This is a genomic window from Bacillus sp. FJAT-27245 (assembly GCF_001273955.1).
Taxonomy (GTDB): Bacteria; Bacillota; Bacilli; order Bacillales; family Cytobacillaceae; genus Bacillus_D.
In genome coordinates this window covers 3,184,296-3,205,935 of sequence record NZ_LIGI01000001.1, presented here as the reverse complement: position 1 = coordinate 3,205,935, position 21,640 = coordinate 3,184,296, and the positions used below count along the sequence as shown (strand labels likewise).

Sequence of the window (21,640 nt, the reverse complement as noted above, 5' to 3'; positions counted from 1 at the left end):
ATTTTAAAAAATGCGAATGGAGGAGAAGGCATGTTTACAGTCAAGCCAGTGGGCAGGGTTTGCAACAATCGCAAAGAAGCAAAGGACGATTATTGGGGGGATGTCATTTCGGAAATTGAAATGAACGAAATTCTGGACGGCAAATGCCTGGAGGGGATCGAAGGATTTTCCCATCTGGAGATTTTATTCCTGTTCCATCTCCTCCCCGAGGATAAAATCGAATACTGTGCAAGAAGGCCGCGAAACAATCCGGATTGGCCTGTAACCGGGATTTTCGCGCAGCGCGGCAAGAATCGGCCGAACAGGATTGGCGCAACAATTGTCCGCCTCCTGAAAAGGGAAGGAAACAAGCTGGTGGTGGCCGGACTGGATGCCATTGACGGCACGCCGGTCATCGATATTAAGCCTGTCATGAAGGAATTTTTGCCGACAGAAGAAATCAGGCAGCCTCGCTGGGCATCCGAGCTAATGGAGGATTATTGGAAAAAATCATAAAAAGGCGGCCTGGTAAAGGTCGCCTTTCCTATTACAATACATATTCATAATAATCCTGAGCGTGGTAAGATTTGAATCCGCACGATTCATAGAGCCTCAGTGCATGGGCATTTTTCGCTTCTACTTCCAAAAACAGCGGCCGGCCTACCTTGTCTTCTTCAGCGATAATCCACGAAAGCGCCTTTCTTCCAATCCCTTTTCCCTGGTATTCCGGCAAAATTGCAAAGCCGTAAATCCACGCTTCACCATTCGGGTGGTCAACACGCATTTTACCGACAGGCTCCCCATTCGCTTCGACGATATAGAAATTCTCATTGCTGCTATCCTTCAATTCGAGATGATACGCAGCTGCTTCCTGTTCATGAAACCCGAAGCACTCTACTTCCAGGCGAATTTCGAGAGGATTGTCTCGCTCGGTTGAATGCCTTATTGTAACGCCTTCATTTGGAGGAGGTGCGGTTCCGTCCCATTTCATCTGGTATTCAGTCACATAGTAGCGGTTTGGAACAGTTTCGAGAAAGCACTTCGCCGACTCGGAGGCTGCCGGCGCATTCAGGAGAATCTGCCTTGTGCCACGGTTTTTCGCTTCATCAATCGCTTCTTTCAACAGCCTGGTAAAAATTCCTTTTCTGCGCCAGCCCGGATGAACCATTCCGCACAATTCAACTTTGTTGCCGAACCCGTATAGGCCGACGAATCCAACAAGCTGATTGTGTTCATAATGGAAAAAATCATCCGGCCTGCCTTCTTTTCTAGCTTCGAGCATATCCCAATTCAGTTTCAGCTCGAACCCGCCATCCCGCTCACAAACGGCCTGCAATTCTTTAATCTCTTTCATTTGTTTGTCTGTCAGCATCACAATCCCCCTTGCCTTTTGAAAAAACACTTATCATTATTCGCTGTCGCTGCTGATTAGTCCTGCCAACTTTCGGCATAGCCGACAAAAAGCTTTGAGATAAGCGGCAAGGTTTTGCTTACGTTGTAAACAAGATAGAAATAGCGTTCATCTTGAAAACCTTCAATTTCATACATATTGACCATGCTGTGGCCAGCATAGTCACGCGCCGCTATTTCCGACATGATTGCGAATCCAATCCCTTGCCTGACAAACTGGATGAGGCTCTGCCCGGAATCGGTATACGCAATGATCGTCAATTGTTCTTTCGGTATACCTGCCTTTTTTAAAAAACGTTCCAGCATCGAGTTCGTCCCTGAGTCGGAATGCCGCATCACAAATGGCTGGCTTTTTATCTCTTCAATCTTCACCGGGCCGGAAAACGTAACGTCAGCCGGAGTCACGAGGACAAGTTTCTCTTTTAATAAAGGGAGATACCGCAATTTTTCGTTCTCATATTTTTCCCCGAGCAAACCGACATCCACTGATCCACCGAGAACTTTGTCCGCTACGGCCCTTGAAGGATATTCCGAAATATTAAAGGTCGCTGCCGGGTATTCAGCGCGGAATTCCTTGATCATTTTCGGGACGAGAAATTGGCCAGGCACGGAGCTTGCCGCCATTCGGATGGTGCCGCGAAATTCAGCCATTCCACGATTCAAATCCAAGAGTGCTTCGTCTTTTAAAAGAAGGAGCTTTTGTGCCCATTTGTACAGGCGTTCCCCATGTGGCGTCAGGATGTTTTCCCGCCCGACCCTGTCGAACAGCTTTACATCCAGCATCTTTTCAAGCGACTGGATATGGGAAGAGACGGTTGATTGGCTTAGGAAAATTTCTTCCGCCGCTTTCGAAAAGCTTTTATGTTCAACTACTTTTGTAAAAACAAACAGTTGATGGAAATCCAAGTCCCGGCCTCCTTTATGTATAAAACCGATTTTTCTAAATCGATATTCTCGATACTAACAGAGTACCATGTTCTTTTTTCCGAAAAAAGGGGAAAAGAATATCCGCCGGTCGTCCTCCGGCGGATGTTGGCTATGGCTTGATAAAGGGCGCCTGTTTCAAATGCCCGGTAAGTTCCTTCAAGCGGTAGTAAAACACTTCATAGCGGACCCAGGAAAGCGGGAATTTCATCGCAGGTTTGCCTTCCTGTCCATAAACAAGAACGTGCCTTTTCGTATATTCGACCCGCTTGATTTCATGGAGCAGAATGCCCTCGCGTTTCTTCCCATCCTGGAGGATGAGCTCATGCCCGACGATTGAAATGCTTTTTGTTTTATTTCTTTTCAGCTCGGATATGGTCAGGGCAACGCCGGCAAGCGTGAACAAGAGCGATGGCCACAATGGGCCCTGGAATCCATTGAGCGCGTTCCGGATCCAGTGCATGATCAAAAGCCCGTAGAAAAACCACATGCCTTTGCTGACCCCCGGTTTGCTTTCGTAAAAGATACTGTTTTCGACTTCGGACTGCACCTCTTCACGCCTTTTGAAAAATGCTTCCTTGTGCCCTTCAATCGTCAAGGAATCCAAATCTTCAAAGTCTGTATATGTGCCATCCCAAAGATGGGCCGTATCATCGCCATCCTCAAGCGCGTAGGCGCCTGCCCAGCCGACAAACTCCCTGTCGAGTTCGGAAAATCCCATCAAATAAAACCGGATAGGCTGGCCATAGTAATTCTCCGTTTCCAGCTTGTCGATGATTCTTATCTTTTCCGGAAAATGTGCCACGCCATCTTCATCCTCGGGAAGGTTGACAATGGTCGTAAACAGCCTTGTTTTCGCCAAATGCGGCTGTTTTCCTTCCTTAATCGGGTACAGATGCTCCAGGTCCAATTCCTTAAGCTCCCAATACGCCATTTCCGCACTTTCGATATTTTTCGCACACTCGGCAATAATGGATTTATCGACCGGAAGATTTTTGGCGAGGCAAACAAGCATCGCTTCTGTTTTAATGAACGGGTCACGAAAGGTCAATGCTTCAAGAAGCTCCTTTTCGGACTCCGCGGAGAAATAATAATTCATCAGTTTGATGAAAAGCCTCATTCGGCTCCTTATGTAAAAATAATTGTCCTTCCAGGCTGTATACACGAACTTCACCGAGTAATCCTTGTCGAAATTTATGTAAAGCTCTTTTGCAGACCGGTAATCTTCAAGCAGGAGGGGAAGGACAGTGTGTTTTTTGAAGCCTTTATCCACATCCGCAGCATTGACGGAAAGCAGCAAATCGTACAGCATGAATTTATAATGCTCCGAATCGAGCTTATCAAGTGTTCTGTCAAGGATATCCCTTGCCAAGACAGGAAAAGTAGAAATTTCGCCAACCGGAATCATGAAGGCCTCTGTTCCATTTATGAGCCTAACGATCTTTTCTTCGAGAAAGTTGAACACTTCCTCGTCTTCGGTGCCGAGCAAGTATTCAATTGCCCTTTCTTTCGCGGCAAGGCTCAGCCCGTCAAAATGCTTGGTCAGGCAGACAACGACCTCCTCGATTGAAAAATTGCAGACAAAATCCGTCAAGTAATAGGAAGGGTTGTCCCACTTATCAACCGGCTCCGGGAATGTCCCCGCTGCTGTGATAATCATGTCACGCAGTACATCTACCTGTACTTCAAGATTCTCCATCTGCCTGTATTCATAAAGCTTGTCGAGCCCCTCATACCTCTTTTGCGGATTGTCACTCTTAACCATTCTCATAATCGACCGCAATTTTAATTCGTACAAATTCTCCCCCACCCGTTCAAAAATTCTCCTATATTTGCTATCTATTTCTATTATTCTATTTTAAATTAATAGTATCTTCAATCCCAATACGTGGAAAAATGAGGCGGGGGACGTATCTTCTGTTGCATTCAAAAAGCATTGGCGAAATGGAACAGGGAATAAATGAAAGGAAGTGCGATTATGTTTGACCAGGAACCATATCCGGTCAGGGTGGAATGGGGGAGAAGGGGAGCCAGGGAAGCGGCGGGGCGCGGTGATATCGTCATCATTGTCGATGTCCTCAGCTTCTCATCAACAGTTGCAACCGCATTGCATGCCGGGTGCGAAATTTACCCGTACCCTCCGCATCTCAATGGACAGGCATATGCGGCGGAAATTGGCGGGGAGTACATACTTGGCAGGTCTGAAGCGGCGAAGCTTGGAAAAGCGACACTGTCACCGGTTTCCTTTAATTCCTCACATGAAGGGAAAAAATTCGTGCTGACTTCGTTAAATGGGGCATTCTGCACCTGGATTGCAGATAAGGTGCCGGCTTTGCTAATTGGCTCACTCCTAAACGCTGATGCTGCAGCAAAAGCCGCCAATAAAATCAGGGAGCAAATCAAAGCCGATATTACCATCGTGCCTTGCGGAGAGCAGTGGAACGAGCCTGAAGAAAACGAAGACACCCTCCGGCCTTCAGTCGAGGATTATCTCGGCGCCGGGGCAATCCTGTCACTTCTTGACGGGGAGAAATCACCAGAAGCAGAAGTCTGCATTGGCGCATTTCAATCAGCAAAGGACAGATTAAGTGAGGTTATTTGGGACTGCGGGAGCGGAAGGGAGCTGCGCACAAAGGGTTTTGAAGCGGATGTCAGCCATTGCAGCCGGCTTAACGCTTTTTCAACTGTCCCGCTCCTCGCCGAAAATAAATTCATCCATGCCTATGAAAAATATCATTTTCTCAATGAATAACATTTTCGCCTATTCCGAACCCTATTGAAAAAGGGGGTCCGCAATATGGAAAATGAAACGGTCATCAAGGAACTGAACGCTTTTTTAAAAGGGCAGTATATGGGCATCCGCGCTTATGAGCACCTCATCGAAAGGCTCGAGGATCCAGAAATCAAAAAGGTTTTTCAGGGCTTTCAGCAGGACCATCGCCTTCATGCGGCTATTGTAGCCGAGCGCATCCAGGATCTCGGCGGGCTACCGGAAAACAATGAGGGACTGGCCGGAAAAATCCAGGGATTCATGAGTGAAATGATTATGCCAAAAGACACGGAGGGAATCCTCAAACTGGCTTTAAAAGGAGAAGATGTGTACGGAATCAAGCTGTCCGAGGAAATCGTCAAAGGGGACCTTGACCCTGAAAGCCGGAAAATGGTTGAAGGCATTCTCGATACGGACCGGAAGCATGCAGAAATCCTCAATAACCTCGTCCACTAAGAACAAAATGCGCAAGCGCCTTCGCGACAGGCAAAGAACGCCTGTCCCTGCGATGATCATTCTCAGTAGCTTTCCTTAGTGGTCAGCCCCGACAAGCTTAAGACGGAGCCCGCAGGACGGGCCTGCCCTCCGGAGGGAACCGGCTTAAGACCTCGAGGGGCTAGGCGCTCCTCGGAAAAGAAAAACACTTTTCCTTCGTGCGATGTTATGCTGCCGCAGCTTTCCTTGTGGAGCTGGATTACAATAATTTTTTTTGAGTTGTCAACAATGCTTAATTTCATAAATTCCTTAAGAACAAAGAAAGCCGCTTTTCCCTCATAAAAAGGGAATGGCGGCTTTTTTTCCCTAAATGCGAGTGGGCCCTTGAAGTCCAAATATATATTCGAATGCTTGTAATTCTCTAAGTTTTCAGTGCCAGCCATCTGGCATCCATCTCATTAAAACGTGATTTATATTTGCTTTTTTGCCGGAAAACAAGGAAAATCAGAACTAAATGAATTTGAATGGAAAGCAGGGATTTTATTGCCTGATTTTATAGAGCTAGGAATATCAGTAGAAATGGCGGGGATTTTGAAGGAGAACGGAATCGCCGTTCCGACGCCAATCCAGCAACAGGCGATCCCGGTAGTGCTCGATGGGAAAGACATCATCGCCCAGGCGCAGACCGGAACGGGGAAGACTTTAGCCTTCGTCCTGCCAATCATCGAAAGAATCGACATCGATGCTGACCGCATCCAGGCGCTCATTGTCACGCCGACAAGGGAGCTTGCGCTGCAAATAACCGCCGAATTGGAAAAACTCGTCGCATCCATGGATGTAAGTGTGCTGGCTGTATACGGTGGCCAGGATGTAGAAAAACAGCTTAAAAAGCTCGAGAAGCGGGTACATATTGTCGTTGGGACGCCGGGCAGGCTGCTCGACCATATCCGCAGGGAAACGGTCCGGCTTAGTGAAATTTCGTTTCTTGTTCTCGATGAAGCGGACCAGATGCTCCATATCGGTTTCTTGAACGAAGTGGAAGCCATCATCCGCGAAACGCCAGCGGACAGGCAGACGATGCTATTTTCGGCGACAATGCCCGAAGATGTCCGCAAGCTTGCGAAAAAACATATGCGGGAGCCCGAGTATATCCAGGTTGAAAAAACGCAAGGGCCTGCCGAAACGGTAAACCAGCTGGCTGTCCAAACGACCGACCGCGGCAAGCAGGGGGCGATAATGGAACTCGTCCGGACGCACCGGCCGTTCATGGCGGTCATTTTTTGCCGGACAAAACGGCGGGTGGGCAGGCTGCATGAAGTGCTGAAAGCGAATGGCTTTTCGTGCGAGGAACTACATGGCGACCTTTCCCAGTCAAAACGAGAACAAGTGATGAAAAAGTTCCGCGATGCTGAATACCAGCTGCTCATCGCGACGGATGTTGCTGCCAGGGGCCTTGATGTAGAAGGTGTGACGCATGTTTTCAATTACGACATCCCCGAGGACGCTGAAAGCTATGTCCACCGGATTGGCAGGACTGGACGCGCCGGGACGAAAGGGCTTGCGATAACCTTGTTCACTGACGCTGACCGGCCAAAGCTGAACGAAATCGAAAAGGATTTGAACATCCGGATTAAGAAAGAAAACATGGAAGGTACGAAAGATTCCACTCCTAAGCCCCGCAATGGAGGAAAAACTTCCGAAAAAGGCAGCGGAAGAACAGGTCGCAAGGCAAAGGAATCAAAACCTGATACTACAGCAGGGCGCGGCCAAAAATCTGGCCACGGCCGAAAATCTGTTTCCGCCAACGGTAAAAAGCAATCGGCCGGCCGTGGAAAACAACAAGCAGCCAATGGTAAAACCGATCAGGGCAGAAGGGCAGGGGCAAGCCAAGCGTCCACCCGCAAAACCCGAACCCAAACTCGTGGAAAAAGAAAATAGAGAGAAGGAAGCAAAGAATACCCTGTATTATTCTGAACCTACAGGGTGAATACAATAAAGAACATCATGGGAGTGCAAAATGGAGAACTGGATTATTTCTTTTATGAATGACTATGGATACATAGGAATCTTTCTTTTAATAGCCCTCGAAAATATTTTTCCGCCAATACCATCCGAGGTGATTCTCACATTCGCGGGCTTTATGACGACAACTTCTAGCTTGTCAGTCACAGGAGCGGTGGCGGTTTCAACCCTCGGCTCTGTCGCGGGTGCCGCAGCCCTTTACGGTGTCGGCAGGCTACTTGACGTCGAAAGGCTGGAACGAATTGTCGAGCGCTGGGGCAAAATTCTCCGCCTTTCGAGAAAAGACCTTCACAAGGCGGATGACTGGTTCGGCCGTCATGGAGTATGGACTGTATTCTTCTGCCGGCTCGTCCCGCTCGTAAGGAGCCTGATTTCGATCCCGGCTGGAATGGCGCGGATGAAATTCCCGCTGTTCCTCCTTTTGACCACAGCCGGCACGTTGATCTGGAATACCATCCTCGTCAATGCAGGCGCTTTGCTCGGTGCTTCCTGGGAAAATGTCGCCGCGTTCATGGACAGTTTCTCAAAAGTCGTTTATGTCCTGCTCGCAGGTGTTGCCCTGTACTTTGGCGCTCGGTTTATTAAAAAACGCGTGTAGGCAAGTTCGCAATACAATTCCTGAAGTAAAAGGGTTCCTGGCCGGTCAAACGGCAGGAACCCTTTTTAGTTTTTAAAATCGGCGTGTCGATGGTTGAAAATATCCTCATCTGAATTGCGGACGAGGATGAAATTTTCGATATTGTCCAATCCGTGAAGCGTGCAATTGTGGTGCGCGATAATCTCCTTTGCGCCAAGCACCTTGTTCGCCGTCGTCGAATGGCCATCCTCCACGAGCGTCACGTCGTAGCCGAGCGTTGTCGCACTCCGGCATGTTGTATCAACGCCATATTCCGTTTTGCAGCCCATAATCACAAGATGCCTAATATCGAGCGTTTGCAAATAATCATGAAGCGTCGTGAGATGAAACGCATCAGCCGCTTTTTTCGTAATTGTAATATCATCCCTTGTAGGAGAAATATGGGGATGGACCTGGGATTCAATCGAAATCGGCGATGCAATTTCCGTATCCATCATGAAAATAATAGGAACACTTTCGGAACGCGCTTTATCAACCACTTTCTTCATTGTATCGAGAAGCGCCTCTTTTTCGAATACAGGCCCAAACTTCGGGCCTTCAATCATGCCAACCTGCGCGTCAATTACAAGCAGGGCCGTATTCCCCATCAAACCGTCCCCCTCTTTTAAAAAAACAAATGAATAATTTGCAGGAATAAAACCCGACAATAGTTTGTTTCCTTTCGCGCAGGAGTGTAAACATTTTTCCCCTTCAGAATTCAAGTTTGTCCCCGATTTGGATGTTAAGATCCTGAATCGTACCAACGGGAAGTTCGAGGACGGAATATGCGTTTTTATTCGGCTTTGTCGCCCGCCACGGCTTTAAAGAGGGGATTAAGCGGATGACCTCTTTTTGTTCGTTAAGTAGAACGATGTCGATTGGAAACGACATAAAGAACATATGGATGGAATTGCACGGTACAATCCACAGCCCTTCCTCACGAATTGGTTTCTTCCTGAACATTAACCCTTTAAACCGTTTATAGAACGTGTCCGCAGTCTGAATGGTAAACGGCACCGTTACAGTATTTTTCATAAGATTCATCCTTTCCAACATGTGACAACACTAAGTTCATTATAGTAATACATTAGTTCTTTCAAAAGAACGAAAAACTTAGTAATTGTTAGAAAATTAAAGTAATTTGGTTGTTACTCTGGAAAAACCCTCAAAAACGAACGATTTTCAACCTTTTCAAACTTTTTAAGTCCGTTATATAATTCAATTAAGTTCTACATATAGAACCCTTATAAAAAACAAAACTTATAGGAGGCGGGAAAATGAATCTTGTAACGAGGTTGGTAAAAGAAGAAGAAGGTCAGGCGTTAACGGAGTATGGGTTGATTGTGGGTTTGATTGCGGTTGCGTGTATTGCAGCGGTTGCAGCTATTGGTCCTGAACTTAATAGGTTTTTCCAGAAAATCAAAACTGAACTTGTAAAGGTTACTACGACCTAAATTTATTGACCCTGCTTTTCAGGCATGAGAAGCGGGGCTTTTTTAAAGAAAGGGGGGTGTCTGCTTGGAAAACATCCTGCTCCTTGCAGTGCTAATTATTTGTACAGTTACCGATATCAAATCAAGGAAGATACTAAATGTCGTCACATTGCCAGCAATATTGATCTGCTTTATATATTATTTGATTACAAATGGCTTAGATGGCTTCCTCTTCAGCGGTAAGGGCTTCCTGGTTGGTCTTGGTGTATTATTTATACCGTTTGCCATGGGAGGTATCGGAGCTGGAGATGTCAAGCTTATGGCAGCAATAGGGGCAATGAAGGGAGCGTTTTTTGTTTTTTACGCCTTCTTATATGCTGCGATAGTTGGTGGGTTTATTGCCTTTTTTATTTTAATGCAAAGGAATGAATTAAAAGGCTTCTTCGTAAGAATTATTAATTCTGTCTTTTTTCTTACCTTTAATAAAAGCAAGGATTCTGTTCAGTTAAGTAAAAGCGATCTTGCTCCTTCTTTCCCGTATGGGGTAGCAATCGCACTGGGAACGATAGCAATGCTTATTATGGAGGGGAGTGTATGAAATCCGAAAGGGGGCAGTCAATGGTGGAAACGGCTTTGGTCTTGCCATTACTAATGATGCTGCTTTTTGGAATTGTTGACTTTGGCAGAGCGTTCCATGCTTATCTAACATTAGACCATGCCGGCCGTGAAGCCGCTCGCTTGGCGAGTATTGGAAGTGAAGACACTATAATTCGGAACAAAATCAACTCATCAGTCGCGGGCCTTGATACTTCTAAACTAACCATTACCATCTCACCCGTAAATAAAACTAACCGCCCTAGCGGTACGGATGCAACTATAAAATTATCCTACAATATTGATTTAATTACACCTCTCTTGGGTTCCGCTATTTCCCCGTTACCTTTAACGAATACAACAGTAATGAGGGTGGAATGAACATGAAAATGATGAAAATGAACATAAAGCATTTATTAAACAATCAAAGAGGAAACGCTCTGGTTTTAGTTAGTGTTTCAATGTTGATGCTCTGCGGTTTTGTTGCTGTCGCCCTAGACAGCGGAAGTTTGTTCTTGGAAAAGAGCAAGCTTCAAAAAGCCTTGGATGCCTCAGTATTGGCAGGCGTCCAGGAACTGATTGTCACTGGGGGAAAGCCTGTAGATAAAGCTAAAGAAATAGCGCTTGAAAATGGAATAGATACCGCTATCGTTAAGAATATAAAATTTGAAACTGGAACTGACTTTGTGAAAGCAAGTGTGACAACCAAGGCGAATCTTACCTTCGCTAAAATTTTTGGAATGGATAACGCAGATATTTTTGCTTCCTCAAAAGCAGTTGTAGGGGGAGCTTTAAAAAGTAGTAAGGGAGTAGTTCCAATCGGTATTGTAAGTAAAGAGTACAAACCTGGAGGAACGTACATTATGCATTTTCAGCCCGGGAATCCTGACAATGCAGCGCAAAATGGAAACTTTGGTTTCTTGGACATGACTGAAGAAAAAGGAAACAATTTAAGAAACGAAATAATTAATGGAGCTGATTTATCAGTCTCCGATGATATGCATTCCTGGACCCAAACTGGACTGCAATGGGGGAACGTCAAGGCAGGTTTTGACGCAAGAATAACTGAGGATGAGAACGCTGGCAGAACTTATTGCGAAAAAGCCGAAACGGCGGACGAATCTTGTAAGAGAGTCATGATAGTACCCATGGTTGAAGATTTTGACGGTAAAAATGGTACGTCAGAAGTGAAAATTGTTGGTTTCGCTATGTTTTGGATTTCCTCGGTTGAACAGCATGCGGTAAAGGGCCAATTTATTAAAGAAATAACAATTGGAGAATTTGGTACCGGTACAAATTTCGGCATTTATAAAGTATCCTTATTAGAATAAATTGGCGACAGAGGAGAACAATTATGCAATCTAAAAAACTATGGATGTGGTCGCTGATTTTCGGGCTATTTGCCACGACACTCTTATTTTTAATTCTCAATTCAAGGGAGCCTAGTTTGCAGGCAGGAACACTACCAACTCCCAATTCAGAAACCGCTAGCGCTGAAAGTAATATAGAAAAAACTAAGCCCACTCAAACGGCACCCTCAAATGAAAGTAACGAGAAAGGAAAAGGCTCAGAGGAGGAAGGGCCTAAAGGCAATGAGCTTTTGCCAATAAGTGACGGGAAGCGGGCTATGACGATACAGGTATCTGATGTGCAAGGGATTGCTGGTTTCATAGAGCCAAATTCCCATGTGGATGTGGTGGCGAAATTGACTGTCCCGAAGGATGCAAAGGAAGGCCAGCATGATGCCGGAACGCTTATTATTCAAAATGCGAGGGTTTTGGCTGTAGGGCATGCCGCTGACGATGCAGAAGCGATGAAACGATATCAAATGGTGACACTTGAAGTCAATCCTCGGGAAGGGTTAACTTTAGGATTTTCTACCAAATATGAGTTGTATTTAATGTTAAGAAAAGACGGGGATAATAAGCTTGATCCCGTTCATACCCATGTACACGAAGATGAGCTCCATGAAGGGGTGTTTTTGAAATGACTTGGAGCGTGGTAACAAATCAAATTGAAGTTTTTGAGAAACTCGAAAGCTGTGCAAGTGTAGTTGGAGAAAAGCTGATATGGTATAAGTCCTTTAAGGAACTTCAGGAAGAGTCATTTACAGGGATTGTTTTGATTCCCGTTACGAAGCAAGAACTTGTGGCTGATCTCCAGGATGTTTTCAGTCTTTTTCCGACTTTGACCTTATCAACCGTTCCTATCTTGATTGATTTTGAAAATGTCGTGGATATCAGGAGGGCGATTCGCGCAGGGGCATTTGATGTGCTGCCGTACCCCTTTCAAAATGAATTGTTAGTGGCGGCAGCAAGGGAAGCTGAAGAAATACTGAATCAAAAAAAAGATATATCCAAAAAGGAAGCCCCTATTAAGAATGCGAGGGTCATGACAGTCTGCAGTACAAAGGGCGGGGTAGGCAAGACAACCTTCACGGTCAATCTTGCCGCTGCGTTGGCAAAGCAATTTAATAAAATCATTGTTATCGACCTTGACCTCCAGTTCGGGGATGTTGCGATGTTCTTTGACTCCAAGCCGAAAAAAACGATTTATGAATGGGTAAAGGAAGATTACAATAATTCACCAGAAAAGGTGAAAGGGTACATCCATTCCGTGAATGATTTTATAGATATCATGGCGGCTCCCATCCGGCCGGAATTTTCAGAAGTAATCCTCGAGGAACACATCACAAGATTGATCAGCAGCCTCAAACAATATTACGACATTGTCCTGATTGATACTGCTCCTTATATAGAAGAAAAAATTCTTACAGCGTTGGAAAGGTCGGATGATATTTTCCTCGTGACCTACCTGGATTTGCCTACCTTGAAGAACTGCAAAATATTCATTGATACTCTCCAGTCTTTGGCTCTTGATAAAAAAGTAAAGATTATCCTGAACCGCGATTCCAAAAGAAAAGGCCTCTATAAAGAAACAGCTGAAAATGTACTGGGCATGCCAGTCCATACTCGGGTGCCGGATTTCGAAAAAATTGTCGTTGCTTCTGTTAACGAAGGTAATCCTTTTGTTTATTCCTACCCGAGGGCGAAAATCTCCAAAGTCCTCTACTCCTTTGCCCAGGAATTGGCTGGAAAACAGGAAAAGGCTATAAAGAAAGGATTCTTTTTCAAAAAGGCAGCCAGTGAAGGGAGGCTGATCTAATTGTCACTTCTGAAACGATTGGGGAAGGAAGAACTTCTTGTAGAGGGCAAGCAAAGAAATGACCCTTTTTTCTATTTGAGGAGGAACATACCTGAAGACGGCCTTGAAAGCAAGCTACATAACTTCCTGGTCGAAGAATTCAAAAAAATAACGGATGGAAATGAGATACAATACGAAGAAATCATTGAAAAAAAATCGGAAGAATTTTTGCATAACGAAGCCAGCCATCTGACTTTTGAAGACAAACAGGCTGTTTTTACAAGTGCCAAAAATGAGTTGATGGGCTTTGGGCCAATTACTCCTTTATTGTCCGACCCAACTGTTACGGAAGTAATGGTTAACGGTCCACTGGATATTTACATTGAGAGAAAAGGAAGAATCGTAAAAACAAGTGTCCAATTCAAGGACGATGATCATGTGCTTCGCATAATTGAAAAAATTGTCCATCCTTTGGGAAGACGGATTGATGAAAGCTCGCCAATGGTTGATGCCCGGCTACCTGATGGGTCAAGGGTTAACGCAATTATCCCTCCACTTGCCATCCACGGTCCTGTATTGACGATCCGAAAGTTCTCGGAAACTCCTTTCACGATTGACAACCTGATCCAATTTAAAACACTTAGCCAGGAAATGGCTGAATTTATTAAAGCCTGTGTGGTGTCCAGGTTGAATATCTTTATAAGCGGAGGGACTGGATCCGGTAAAACATCCACACTAAATGTCTTATCCTCGTTTATACCGGAAAATGAACGGATTGTCACAATTGAAGATGCTGCTGAACTGAAATTGTCACAGGAACATGTTGTCGCCCTCGAATCCAGGCCGCCAAATATCGAAGGGCAAGGTGCTGTTTCAATCCGTGATTTGGTCCGGAACTCGCTGCGGATGCGGCCGGACAGGATTATTGTTGGGGAAGTCAGGAGCGCCGAAGCACTGGATATGCTGCAGGCGATGAATACCGGCCATGAAGGAAGCCTTGGAACCGGCCATGCGAACACCCCTAGGGATCTGCTTGCAAGACTTGAAACGATGGTCCTGATGGCTGGATTTGACTTGCCTATCCGGGCCATTCGTGAACAGATTGCAAGCGCACTTGATATTATCATCCACCAAACAAGAATGAGGGATGGTACAAGAAAAATCACCCACATTACAGAAGTACTCGGTTTGGAAGGGGATACAATTGTCATGCAGGACCTATTCCTGTTCAAGGAAACGGCAACAGGAGAGGACGGAAAGATAAATGGTAGATTCAAATCTACGGGTATACGCCCAGTTTGTGCAGAAAGGTTGGAAATCGCCGGATTCACAATTCCTTCCTCATGGTATATGGAGGAGTGGATGGCGTGAGAGAAAACATAATTGTGCTTCTGGTTGGATCAATCGTACTATTCACTATTATTTTTCAGCTTTTCATCTCATCTGTCGGACAAAAGCTCCGAATGAAAAAGCGGCTCACAAGCTACTCCCTTATCAACAATGAAAACGATGAGGAGAAAGAGGGGGAGAAGAAAAAGGGGGCAATGAAAGTAAGTCATCCTTCACTGTTTAAAAGAGTAGGAGAAAAGTCTTCCTTATTTTTCCCGTCTATTTCAAAGTGGGAAATTAAATTGGCACAGGGCAGATCATCCTTTACCCCGGGGGAATTCTTTTTGTTTCGCATCCTTTGTGTCGTTGCCTTTTCATTGGCTGCCTATGCATTGAATTTTCATTTTCTGTTAATTGTTCCAATTGGGATTGTTTCCTTCTGGTTTCCGGTTTTTCACCTTAATAAAAAGATAGAAAAACGGTTAAACAGGGGCTCTTTCCAGCTAGCTGAAGCGCTTGGAACGATGGCAAATTCGATGAGGGCCGGATTCAGCTTTATTCAGGCAATGAAGTTGATTTCCGAAGAGTTTCCAGATCCGATTGGGACAGAGTTTGAGAAGACGCTGCAGGATATGAATTTCGGCGTTCCAGTTGAAGAGGCATTTAAAAAAATGCTCGAAAGGCTTCCGGATAAAGAGTTGGAAATGGCAGTCATGTCCATGCTGATCCAAAGGGCTAGCGGAGGCAATCTCGCTTTCCTCCTCGAAACGATCCGTGAAACCGTGGCGGGGAGAATCCAAATAAAAGAGGAACTCAGAACCTTAACAGCACAGGGGAAGCTTTCGACCTGGATCATTACCGGCCTTCCGATTGGATTGGCCTTTTACTTAAAGCTTGTGAACCCTGAATATTTTAACCTTCTTTTGGAGCATCCGCTAGGTATTGTGTTGCTTTCAATGGGCGGTATCGGAATTGTAATGGGATGGTTCTTTATTCGAAAGATTGTCCGGATTGAGGTGTAGCCGAAATGATTGAATGGTCTCTTTACGTGCTCGCATTTCTGTCTTTAACATTGACATACCGGGCATTTCTCCAATATTTTTACAGAAGCGAACTCATTATTAATGAGAGGGTTGAGGGTTATTTTCCGAAGGGTCAGCACCATGCCAAGTCATCTCGAACCTCGGAAAAAGCCATAAAACCATTCGCGGCGGAACGGGTCAATGCTGTTTCAGTGAAAATGAAGGAGTATTTATCCAAAAGGCTGACAAGGGAAGCAAAAAGTGAATTGGAGAGGAAGTTGCGTGAAGCCGGTCTGCCATATAGCTGGTCTGCTGTGGATTTCAGGCTGCTTCAAGTCCTTATAGGAACGATTCTGTTTGTAACGGGATACATGCTTTTTGGAAAAGGATCTGAAAAAACGCTAAATGCACTTTTCCTATCGTTATCGTTTGGAGCTCTAGGGTATTATTATCCTTCATTTTACTTGAGTGTTAAAAAGAAGCACAGGCTAAAAAAAATCCAGAAAAGCCTCGCTGACTTTTTCGATATGGTCAATTTGTCGGTCGAAGCTGGAATGGGGCTTGATGCTGCGATTATGAGGGTCTGCAAAAACATGAAAGGCCCCCTAGCCGAAGAATTCATGCTTGCATTGGAGGAAATGCGCCTGGGAAAATCAAGAAAGGAAGCCTTCATCAATTTAAGAAGCCGAATTTCACTTGACGCCTTTCAAAGCCTTATGACATCCCTTATTCAGGCTGACCAATTGGGAATTGGTATGTCAAAGGTACTAAAAGCGCTTACGGAAAGGATTAGGGAGCACCAGCGGCAACTTGCCAGGGAACAAGCAATGAAAGCTCCGATTAAAATGATGTTTCCGATGGTCATGTTCATTTTTCCGGCAATCTTTATAGTTCTCCTCGGCCCTCTGGTCATTTATTTACTACAATTCGGATTGGGTGGGTAGGGCTTCCCCGGTTCCTGCCAATCATAAGGAGAGTGTTCATGGAAGGAAATAAGATACGGAAACTCCGATCCAGTAAAGGAATATCTCTGAATAAACTTAGTGAAATCACCGGAATATCAAAGTCGTATTTAAGCCTTTTGGAGCGAGGCATTCAAAAAAACCCAAGTCTGGATATTATGCAAAAGCTTGCTCTTTCACTGGATGTTGACCCGGAAGTCCTATTCAGAAGTGATACATTTAACTTGGATCCTGAAGGAGCCATTCACGGCAAGAAGATCGTAAAACTGGAGGTCGAGTTCTCAGAAGAAGATGTACAAATGGGAAAGTACGACCGTGTCAAGGAATTGCTCGATATTATTAATAATAAAAACGCAAAGTAAACCCAGACTCGTTTGCGAAAACGAGTTTATTCTTCAACGGAACGTTCGTTATATTAAACCAAATGTTATATATAAGGATGTGTTCTTGTGTACTATTTTATTCTGCTTTTTCCTTTCATATTTTTTGTCTATGACGGAGAAACCCACTATTCGCTGGGGAAGTTGGTTTACTTATTTGTTTTTGTCCTAAGTTCCTGGATTCTTCTGCTGATAAAAAGACACTATTGGTCGAGCAACTTTAAAAAGCCGATTTCCATCATGGAGATCATGGTCTTTGGCTTTATAGGGTTAGCGGCGTATTCAGCGCTTCTGTCGGAACATAAAATTACCTCTTTATTCGGTTCTATGATGCGCTATGAGGGGCTTTTAACCATTATTGCTTATAGCAGCCTGTTACTATTCTCCTATCGCCTTATGGACTTTGAAAAGCAAAAAAAATTGGTGATTGCTACAGTATTGGGTGCTATACCTATTTCACTTTATGGAATTCTTCAGCACTTCAGATTGGAGCCACTGCCAAGGGGAAGATTTGACTTTGGGCCAAGCAGTGCTGGGCTTTTCGGGAATCCTAACATTTTCGGATCTTATTTGGTTTTGGTTTTCCTAATGGCGTGTGTGGTATTCATCTCCCAGAACCGAGGAAGATTTGTTAACTTATACTTCGCTGTTGCCTGTTTAATCTTCCTGTCTATGATATTCACAAGCACCAGAAGCGCATGGGTGGGAACGTCCGTTGGAGTTGTCGGACTTACTATCCTGGTAGTAAGGAACAGGAAAGATCTTTGGGGGAGATGGGGGAACTTACTGGCGAGCCTTGGGTTAATATTTATGATTACTGAAAGCGCTGGCGAAGGAGGGTATTTAAACCGTTTATTAACTACAGTTATAGAACCTTATAACATCGTTACCGAGCAGGCAACTGGTATGGAGGGTTCAGGTCGATTTATAATATGGAAAAAATCACTTCCTCTTATAAAAGAATATTTTTGGTTTGGATCAGGCCCAGATACTTTCGAATATGCTTATCCAAACAATGATGTGGAATCAAAGGAATTCTTTGGGGAAGTAATCGTCGACAAAGCACACAATGAATACCTGCAAATCGCAATTACGATGGGGGTACCGGCACTCCTTGTCTACCTCGGGCTTGTTGGGATAATTTTAGTTCGTGCCTTCAAGGCGGCGCGAGTTGTGGATGAACAGCCAAAAATAGTCCTTTACGGTTTGATTTGTGTTATCATCGGCTACCTTGTTCAGGCTTTCTTTAATATAAGCGTTGTAACCGTAGCGCCGATTTATTGGTCTCTCCTTGGAGTTACCTTTGGAATTTCAACCCATTATCTTGAAGCCGCAAAGGGGAAAGGAGAGAAAAAGAAAAAATTAACAACAGTGAAGAAACAACAAATAAAAGCAGTTTAAAAACCCTTGCGCCTGCAAGGGTTTTAATACGTGCCTTCCGCACTATTGTATAAGTTTTTCCGTTCATCAGGCTCTGCCGCATCCTTCGCGGCTAAATGGGCCCTGACCGAAAGTTCGTCCCGTTCTTTCCGTACTTTCCGCAGTTCCTTTTTTAAAGCCATAATCCGCCTCGCGCCAACCGCGCCCATAATGACGACTCCGGCGAGGACCGAGCCAAGCACGACAAGAATCAACGGCCAGCGTGCGATTCCAAAGAAGTAATCGACTTCCACCGGATCAACATTCATTACGGCGAAAACGGCGACAATCACGGCGAAGATAATGGCCAGCAATAAGCTCCACTGAGTTTTCAATACAGCAACCTCCCCTGGTTTCGTATCCGTTACCTTACAGATACCCAAAGGTAAAGTGCAAAAAACAATATGAAAAAAGAACCTTTGCCGAAAAAGCAAAGGTTCTTTAATATGGAGACTATCGGGATCGAACCGACGACCTCTTGCATGCCATGCAAGCGCTCTCCCAGCTGAGCTAAGCCCCCGTGTGTAAGGCTGTGTTTTGTTTAAAAACAGCTACAAGAAAGATTATAGCCAGCACCGGCGAAGTTTGCAAGAGGAAAATTACTTTTTTGTGATATAATTTTTTTGAAATTGTTTGGATGGGTGGGAAATCCCATGCCGGTCCTGTCTTTGTATCGCATTTTAAAGGAGGATTCCTTTTGAAAAACATTCTGTTTTATATCCTCATTCTTCTCATGCTTACAACAATCGGCTGTTTTGTATTCGGTTATCATAACGCCGGCTATTTGGTTGGATTCCTTTTTGCCGGGTTTGCCATGTCAGTGGGCTTGGTCTACTCCGTCAAGAACCGAGACTATACACATAAATACTGGCATGACGATTACGTCCAGCGTAGACAGAAGGATAGGGAATGAAATACGGGCGGTTTTGTTGCCGCCCGTCACTGTTTCCTAATTAATGCTTTCAATCTCAACCCTTTGGACTCCCTCATATTTTGAAATCAAATTATAAACGTCTGTAGTCTTTAATTTTGAATTAACAGCTATGTGCAAAATTATGTGATGGGTCCCGTCGCTAAGGTCCTTTATGCGTAGTTTCCTCAATATAAACTTTTGCTCATTAATATAATCAACGACAGAATCAACCTGTTCCCGGTCCGCGACATGGAGTTGCAGAAGAATTTCCTTTTCCCTCAATTGCTTCGGGCCAATCATCTTCATTATAAAAGGGATGAACTCGACACTGAATATAATGAGCGCGACGCCTGCAAATGATTCGAGATAAAACCCCGCACCTACAGCAATCCCTATACCGGCCGCTCCCCAGATCATTGCGGCGGTCGTTAGCCCGGATATACTGTCATTTCCTCTCCGTAAAATTACCCCCGCTCCAAGGAAACCGATTCCTGAAACAATTTGGGCAGCCAGGCGAAGAGGGTCCATTGTAATGTTTACCATACCTGGATGGGCTTTATAAGCCGACTCCATTGATACAATTGTCAAAAGGCAGCTAACGATGCAAATCACCAGGCTTGTCTTCAGGCCAACCGGCTTTCGTTTCAACTCTCGTTCAAGCCCAATGACCAACCCTAGGACCGCAGAAATCCCCAATTTTAAAAACATTTCTGTTTCTGAAGCTGACATATCCTCCCTCTCCATTCCAATTCATTCGCTTACCGGTAATAATATAATAGAATTATGCGCAGAATCGATGTAAAATACATTACATTGCACAATATCATACGCATCAAAGGAGCTCTTATGAAACCAATAATCAACCCATACGTTGCTTTAGTGGTCGGTGTTATCACCGTTTCCGCTTCAGCCATCTTCGTAAAGTTTAGCGCATCATCCGCTGGAGTAATAGCATTTTACCGCCTTTTCTTTTCGGTAATTTTTATGCTCCCGTTTTTTCTTGCAAAATTTACACCCGAACTAAAACACATAACGAAAAAGGACTGGCTCTTTACTATAGTAGCAGGCGTATTGCTTGCTTTTCACTTTATCCTCTGGTTTGAATCTTTAAACTACACGTCAGTCGCAAGTTCAACTGTGCTCGTTACGCTCCAGCCGCTTTTCGCATTTTTGGGCACTTATTTATTTTTCAAAGAAAAAGTAACAATGGGTGCAATCACGAGCGGAATCATCGCAATTGCGGGAAGTTTCATCATTAGCTGGGGAGACTTCCGGGTTAACGGCTCTGCCCTGTTTGGCGATTTTCTTGCCCTCGTTGCCTGCGCCTTCATTACGGGCTATCTGCTCTTCGGGCAAACAGTTAGGCAAAGAGTCTCGTTAATCACCTATACATTTCTGGTATACCTGGTAAGCTCCATTACGTTGTTTTTTTATGTATTAGGAACGGGGGAATCATTCATCCCAAAACAAGAAAGCGACTGGATCCATTTCATCCTCCTCGCGCTACTGCCTACTCTTCTTGGCCATAGCCTGTTTAACTGGGTTGTAAAATGGATAAGCACCTCAGTGATTTCGATGGCGATTTTGTTCGAACCGATTGGAGCGGCTGTCCTGGCATATTTCCTCCTGGGCGAATCCGTCATGTGGTCCCAAGTTATTGGGGGCGGAGTAGTAATCGCTGGTATTGGTTTATTTATTATCAGCGAACGAAGAATAAAAGTGAAAGAGCCCCAAATTCAACAGTAGGGGATAGGAGCCCGCATGTAAACAATGTGGGAACAAGGTCTCTCTAATTGATGGGGAACGTGTTATTGGAGAGCTCTTAGAAAAGAAGAATGGACGGGAGTTTAAAGGCAGGAGTCAGTGTTGCCTCGAACTTCCCGTCCATTTGTTTTTATTTAGGTAAAAAAGATTTAAAAATTATATTGCAAACATTTTTAGCCCGTGTTATATTAAGTATCGTCCTCTTCGGGACATTGGTTAATAAGCTTCCGGCGGTAAAAAAAACCGGTTGACACCACCGAAAAGGATATGATATAATAACTAAGTCGCTAACGCGGCACAGGAAAATTGTTCCTTGAAAACTAAACAAACAAGCGTCAACAAACAATAATATAGTGATCTTCGGATCACTAGCCAACGTAACATTTTGAGCATGACTCAACTCTTTTTGGAGAGTTTGATCCTGGCTCAGGACGAACGCTGGCGGCGTGCCTAATACATGCAAGTCGAGCGGAAGTTTCAAAAGCTTGCTTTTGGAACTTCAGCGGCGGACGGGTGAGTAACAC

Annotated in this window: 25 protein-coding genes and 1 tRNA gene; 18 read left to right on the top strand and 8 right to left on the bottom strand. The window is 44.7% G+C overall.

Annotation, left to right across the window (positions count from 1 at the left end; all coding sequences use genetic code 11):
- Positions 1-30: 30 nt before the first annotated feature.
- Positions 31-495, top strand: coding sequence for an SAM-dependent methyltransferase (locus ADU24_RS15750; RefSeq protein ID WP_053367509.1), 465 nt, complete (start codon positions 31-33; stop codon positions 493-495).
- A 31-nt stretch (positions 496-526) separates the two neighbouring features.
- Here ADU24_RS15750 and ADU24_RS15745 read toward each other — a convergent pair whose 3' ends face one another.
- The 3 genes from ADU24_RS15745 to ADU24_RS15735 form a co-directional block, all read right to left on the bottom strand.
- Positions 527-1,351, bottom strand: a complete 825-nt coding sequence (locus tag ADU24_RS15745; protein WP_053367508.1) for a GNAT family N-acetyltransferase — start codon at positions 1,349-1,351, stop codon at positions 527-529.
- Positions 1,352-1,407: 56 nt separating this feature from the next.
- The gene (locus ADU24_RS15740) at positions 1,408-2,295 is read right to left on the bottom strand and encodes a selenium metabolism-associated LysR family transcriptional regulator (protein ID WP_053367507.1); all 888 of its coding nucleotides are present in this window, start codon (positions 2,293-2,295) and stop codon (positions 1,408-1,410) included.
- 130 nt (positions 2,296-2,425) lie between these two features.
- Positions 2,426-4,111: a hypothetical protein gene (locus ADU24_RS15735; protein ID WP_156324596.1), complete on the bottom strand. Its 1,686-nt coding sequence runs from the start codon at positions 4,109-4,111 to the stop codon at positions 2,426-2,428.
- A gap of 180 nt (positions 4,112-4,291) precedes the next feature.
- On the opposite strand from ADU24_RS15735, the gene ADU24_RS15730 reads away from it, so the two are divergent.
- The 4 genes from ADU24_RS15730 (at position 4,292) to ADU24_RS15710 (ending at position 8,138) form a co-directional block, all read left to right on the top strand.
- A complete protein-coding gene (locus tag ADU24_RS15730) occupies positions 4,292-5,065 on the top strand; it encodes a 2-phosphosulfolactate phosphatase (protein ID WP_053367505.1) in 774 nt (257 codons plus the stop codon).
- Between the two features lie 45 nt (positions 5,066-5,110).
- The gene (locus ADU24_RS15725) at positions 5,111-5,539 is read left to right on the top strand and encodes a ferritin-like domain-containing protein (RefSeq protein WP_053367504.1); all 429 of its coding nucleotides are present in this window, start codon (positions 5,111-5,113) and stop codon (positions 5,537-5,539) included.
- A 522-nt stretch (positions 5,540-6,061) separates the two neighbouring features.
- Positions 6,062-7,456, top strand: coding sequence for a DEAD/DEAH box helicase (locus ADU24_RS15715; RefSeq protein ID WP_082307059.1), 1,395 nt, complete (start codon positions 6,062-6,064; stop codon positions 7,454-7,456).
- A 79-nt stretch (positions 7,457-7,535) separates the two neighbouring features.
- Positions 7,536-8,138, top strand: a complete 603-nt coding sequence (locus ADU24_RS15710) for a DedA family protein (RefSeq protein ID WP_053367502.1) — start codon at positions 7,536-7,538, stop codon at positions 8,136-8,138.
- Between the two features lie 65 nt (positions 8,139-8,203).
- Here ADU24_RS15710 and ADU24_RS15705 read toward each other — a convergent pair whose 3' ends face one another.
- Positions 8,204-8,764 carry an isochorismatase family protein gene (locus ADU24_RS15705; RefSeq protein ID WP_231689625.1) on the bottom strand — a complete coding sequence of 187 codons (561 nt, stop codon included), beginning with the start codon at positions 8,762-8,764 and terminating at the stop codon, positions 8,204-8,206.
- A 103-nt stretch (positions 8,765-8,867) separates the two neighbouring features.
- Positions 8,868-9,191, bottom strand: a complete 324-nt coding sequence (locus tag ADU24_RS15700; protein WP_197277516.1) for a DUF192 domain-containing protein — start codon at positions 9,189-9,191, stop codon at positions 8,868-8,870.
- Positions 9,192-9,433: 242 nt separating this feature from the next.
- Here ADU24_RS15700 and ADU24_RS15695 point away from each other — a divergent pair, with 242 nt between their 5' ends.
- The 11 genes from ADU24_RS15695 (at position 9,434) to ADU24_RS15645 (ending at position 18,421) form a co-directional block, all read left to right on the top strand.
- Entirely contained in the window at positions 9,434-9,610 is a 177-nt protein-coding gene (locus tag ADU24_RS15695; RefSeq protein ID WP_053367500.1) for a Flp family type IVb pilin, read from the top strand.
- A gap of 64 nt (positions 9,611-9,674) precedes the next feature.
- The gene (locus ADU24_RS15690; protein WP_053367499.1) at positions 9,675-10,187 is read left to right on the top strand and encodes an A24 family peptidase; all 513 of its coding nucleotides are present in this window, start codon (positions 9,675-9,677) and stop codon (positions 10,185-10,187) included.
- Positions 10,184-10,564: a TadE/TadG family type IV pilus assembly protein gene (locus tag ADU24_RS15685; protein WP_053367498.1), complete on the top strand. Its 381-nt coding sequence runs from the start codon at positions 10,184-10,186 to the stop codon at positions 10,562-10,564. Before ADU24_RS15690 ends, ADU24_RS15685 begins: the two co-directional genes overlap by 4 nt.
- Positions 10,565-10,566: 2 nt before the next feature.
- Positions 10,567-11,514 (top strand): Tad domain-containing protein, encoded by a 948-nt coding sequence (locus tag ADU24_RS15680; RefSeq protein ID WP_053367497.1) that lies wholly within the window; start codon positions 10,567-10,569, stop codon positions 11,512-11,514.
- 23 nt (positions 11,515-11,537) lie between these two features.
- Positions 11,538-12,173 (top strand): Flp pilus assembly protein CpaB, encoded by a 636-nt coding sequence (cpaB, locus tag ADU24_RS15675; protein ID WP_053367496.1) that lies wholly within the window; start codon positions 11,538-11,540, stop codon positions 12,171-12,173.
- Positions 12,170-13,348 carry an AAA family ATPase gene (locus ADU24_RS15670; RefSeq protein WP_053367495.1) on the top strand — a complete coding sequence of 393 codons (1,179 nt, stop codon included), beginning with the start codon at positions 12,170-12,172 and terminating at the stop codon, positions 13,346-13,348. Before cpaB ends, ADU24_RS15670 begins: the two co-directional genes overlap by 4 nt.
- Positions 13,349-14,698, top strand: coding sequence for a CpaF family protein (locus tag ADU24_RS15665; protein WP_053367494.1), 1,350 nt, complete (start codon positions 13,349-13,351; stop codon positions 14,696-14,698).
- On the top strand, positions 14,695-15,678 hold the full coding sequence (locus ADU24_RS15660) for a type II secretion system F family protein (RefSeq protein WP_053367493.1): 984 nt from the start codon (positions 14,695-14,697) through the stop codon (positions 15,676-15,678). Before ADU24_RS15665 ends, ADU24_RS15660 begins: the two co-directional genes overlap by 4 nt.
- Positions 15,679-15,683: 5 nt before the next feature.
- Positions 15,684-16,622, top strand: a complete 939-nt coding sequence (locus ADU24_RS15655) for a type II secretion system F family protein (RefSeq protein WP_053367492.1) — start codon at positions 15,684-15,686, stop codon at positions 16,620-16,622.
- A 38-nt stretch (positions 16,623-16,660) separates the two neighbouring features.
- Positions 16,661-17,002, top strand: coding sequence for a helix-turn-helix domain-containing protein (locus tag ADU24_RS22675; protein WP_082306938.1), 342 nt, complete (start codon positions 16,661-16,663; stop codon positions 17,000-17,002).
- An 87-nt stretch (positions 17,003-17,089) separates the two neighbouring features.
- Complete coding sequence (locus tag ADU24_RS15645) at positions 17,090-18,421, top strand: O-antigen ligase family protein (RefSeq protein ID WP_053367491.1); 1,332 nt, start codon at positions 17,090-17,092, stop codon at positions 18,419-18,421.
- A gap of 23 nt (positions 18,422-18,444) precedes the next feature.
- Here the strand turns inward: ADU24_RS15645 and ADU24_RS15640 are convergent, their stop codons facing one another.
- Together ADU24_RS15640 and ADU24_RS15635 are read right to left on the bottom strand one after the other, a co-directional pair.
- Positions 18,445-18,774 carry a LapA family protein gene (locus tag ADU24_RS15640; RefSeq protein ID WP_053367490.1) on the bottom strand — a complete coding sequence of 110 codons (330 nt, stop codon included), beginning with the start codon at positions 18,772-18,774 and terminating at the stop codon, positions 18,445-18,447.
- 112 nt (positions 18,775-18,886) lie between these two features.
- Positions 18,887-18,959 (bottom strand) — tRNA-Ala (locus ADU24_RS15635).
- Between the two features lie 177 nt (positions 18,960-19,136).
- Here ADU24_RS15635 and ADU24_RS15630 point away from each other — a divergent pair.
- Complete coding sequence (locus ADU24_RS15630) at positions 19,137-19,352, top strand: hypothetical protein (protein WP_231689624.1); 216 nt, start codon at positions 19,137-19,139, stop codon at positions 19,350-19,352.
- 36 nt (positions 19,353-19,388) lie between these two features.
- Here the strand turns inward: ADU24_RS15630 and ADU24_RS15625 are convergent, their stop codons facing one another.
- Positions 19,389-20,081, bottom strand: a complete 693-nt coding sequence (locus tag ADU24_RS15625) for an MgtC/SapB family protein (protein ID WP_053367489.1) — start codon at positions 20,079-20,081, stop codon at positions 19,389-19,391.
- Between the two features lie 117 nt (positions 20,082-20,198).
- Here ADU24_RS15625 and ADU24_RS15620 point away from each other — a divergent pair, with 117 nt between their 5' ends.
- On the top strand, positions 20,199-21,098 hold the full coding sequence (locus tag ADU24_RS15620) for a DMT family transporter (RefSeq protein ID WP_053367488.1): 900 nt from the start codon (positions 20,199-20,201) through the stop codon (positions 21,096-21,098).
- Positions 21,099-21,640: the final 542 nt, after the last annotated feature.

Excerpts from the sequence above, each read along its gene's own strand:
- ADU24_RS15750 (WP_053367509.1), top strand. The coding sequence starts at position 31 with ATGTTTACAGTCAAGCCAGTGGGCAGGGTTTGCAACAATCGCAAAGAA.
- ADU24_RS15745 (WP_053367508.1), bottom strand. The coding sequence starts at position 1,351 with ATGCTGACAGACAAACAAATGAAAGAGATTAAAGAATTGCAGGCCGTT.
- ADU24_RS15730 (WP_053367505.1), top strand. The coding sequence starts at position 4,292 with ATGTTTGACCAGGAACCATATCCGGTCAGGGTGGAATGGGGGAGAAGG.
- ADU24_RS15725 (WP_053367504.1), top strand. The coding sequence starts at position 5,111 with ATGGAAAATGAAACGGTCATCAAGGAACTGAACGCTTTTTTAAAAGGG.
- ADU24_RS15710 (WP_053367502.1), top strand. The coding sequence starts at position 7,536 with ATGGAGAACTGGATTATTTCTTTTATGAATGACTATGGATACATAGGA.
- ADU24_RS15705 (WP_231689625.1), bottom strand. The coding sequence starts at position 8,764 with ATGGGGAATACGGCCCTGCTTGTAATTGACGCGCAGGTTGGCATGATT.
- ADU24_RS15700 (WP_197277516.1), bottom strand. The coding sequence starts at position 9,191 with ATGAAAAATACTGTAACGGTGCCGTTTACCATTCAGACTGCGGACACG.
- ADU24_RS15695 (WP_053367500.1), top strand. The coding sequence starts at position 9,434 with ATGAATCTTGTAACGAGGTTGGTAAAAGAAGAAGAAGGTCAGGCGTTA.
- ADU24_RS15685 (WP_053367498.1), top strand. The coding sequence starts at position 10,184 with ATGAAATCCGAAAGGGGGCAGTCAATGGTGGAAACGGCTTTGGTCTTG.
- ADU24_RS15680 (WP_053367497.1), top strand. The coding sequence starts at position 10,567 with ATGAAAATGATGAAAATGAACATAAAGCATTTATTAAACAATCAAAGA.
- cpaB (WP_053367496.1), top strand. The coding sequence starts at position 11,538 with ATGCAATCTAAAAAACTATGGATGTGGTCGCTGATTTTCGGGCTATTT.
- ADU24_RS15670 (WP_053367495.1), top strand. The coding sequence starts at position 12,170 with ATGACTTGGAGCGTGGTAACAAATCAAATTGAAGTTTTTGAGAAACTC.
- ADU24_RS15655 (WP_053367492.1), top strand. The coding sequence starts at position 15,684 with ATGATTGAATGGTCTCTTTACGTGCTCGCATTTCTGTCTTTAACATTG.
- ADU24_RS22675 (WP_082306938.1), top strand. The coding sequence starts at position 16,661 with ATGGAAGGAAATAAGATACGGAAACTCCGATCCAGTAAAGGAATATCT.
- ADU24_RS15625 (WP_053367489.1), bottom strand. The coding sequence starts at position 20,081 with ATGTCAGCTTCAGAAACAGAAATGTTTTTAAAATTGGGGATTTCTGCG.
- ADU24_RS15620 (WP_053367488.1), top strand. The coding sequence starts at position 20,199 with ATGAAACCAATAATCAACCCATACGTTGCTTTAGTGGTCGGTGTTATC.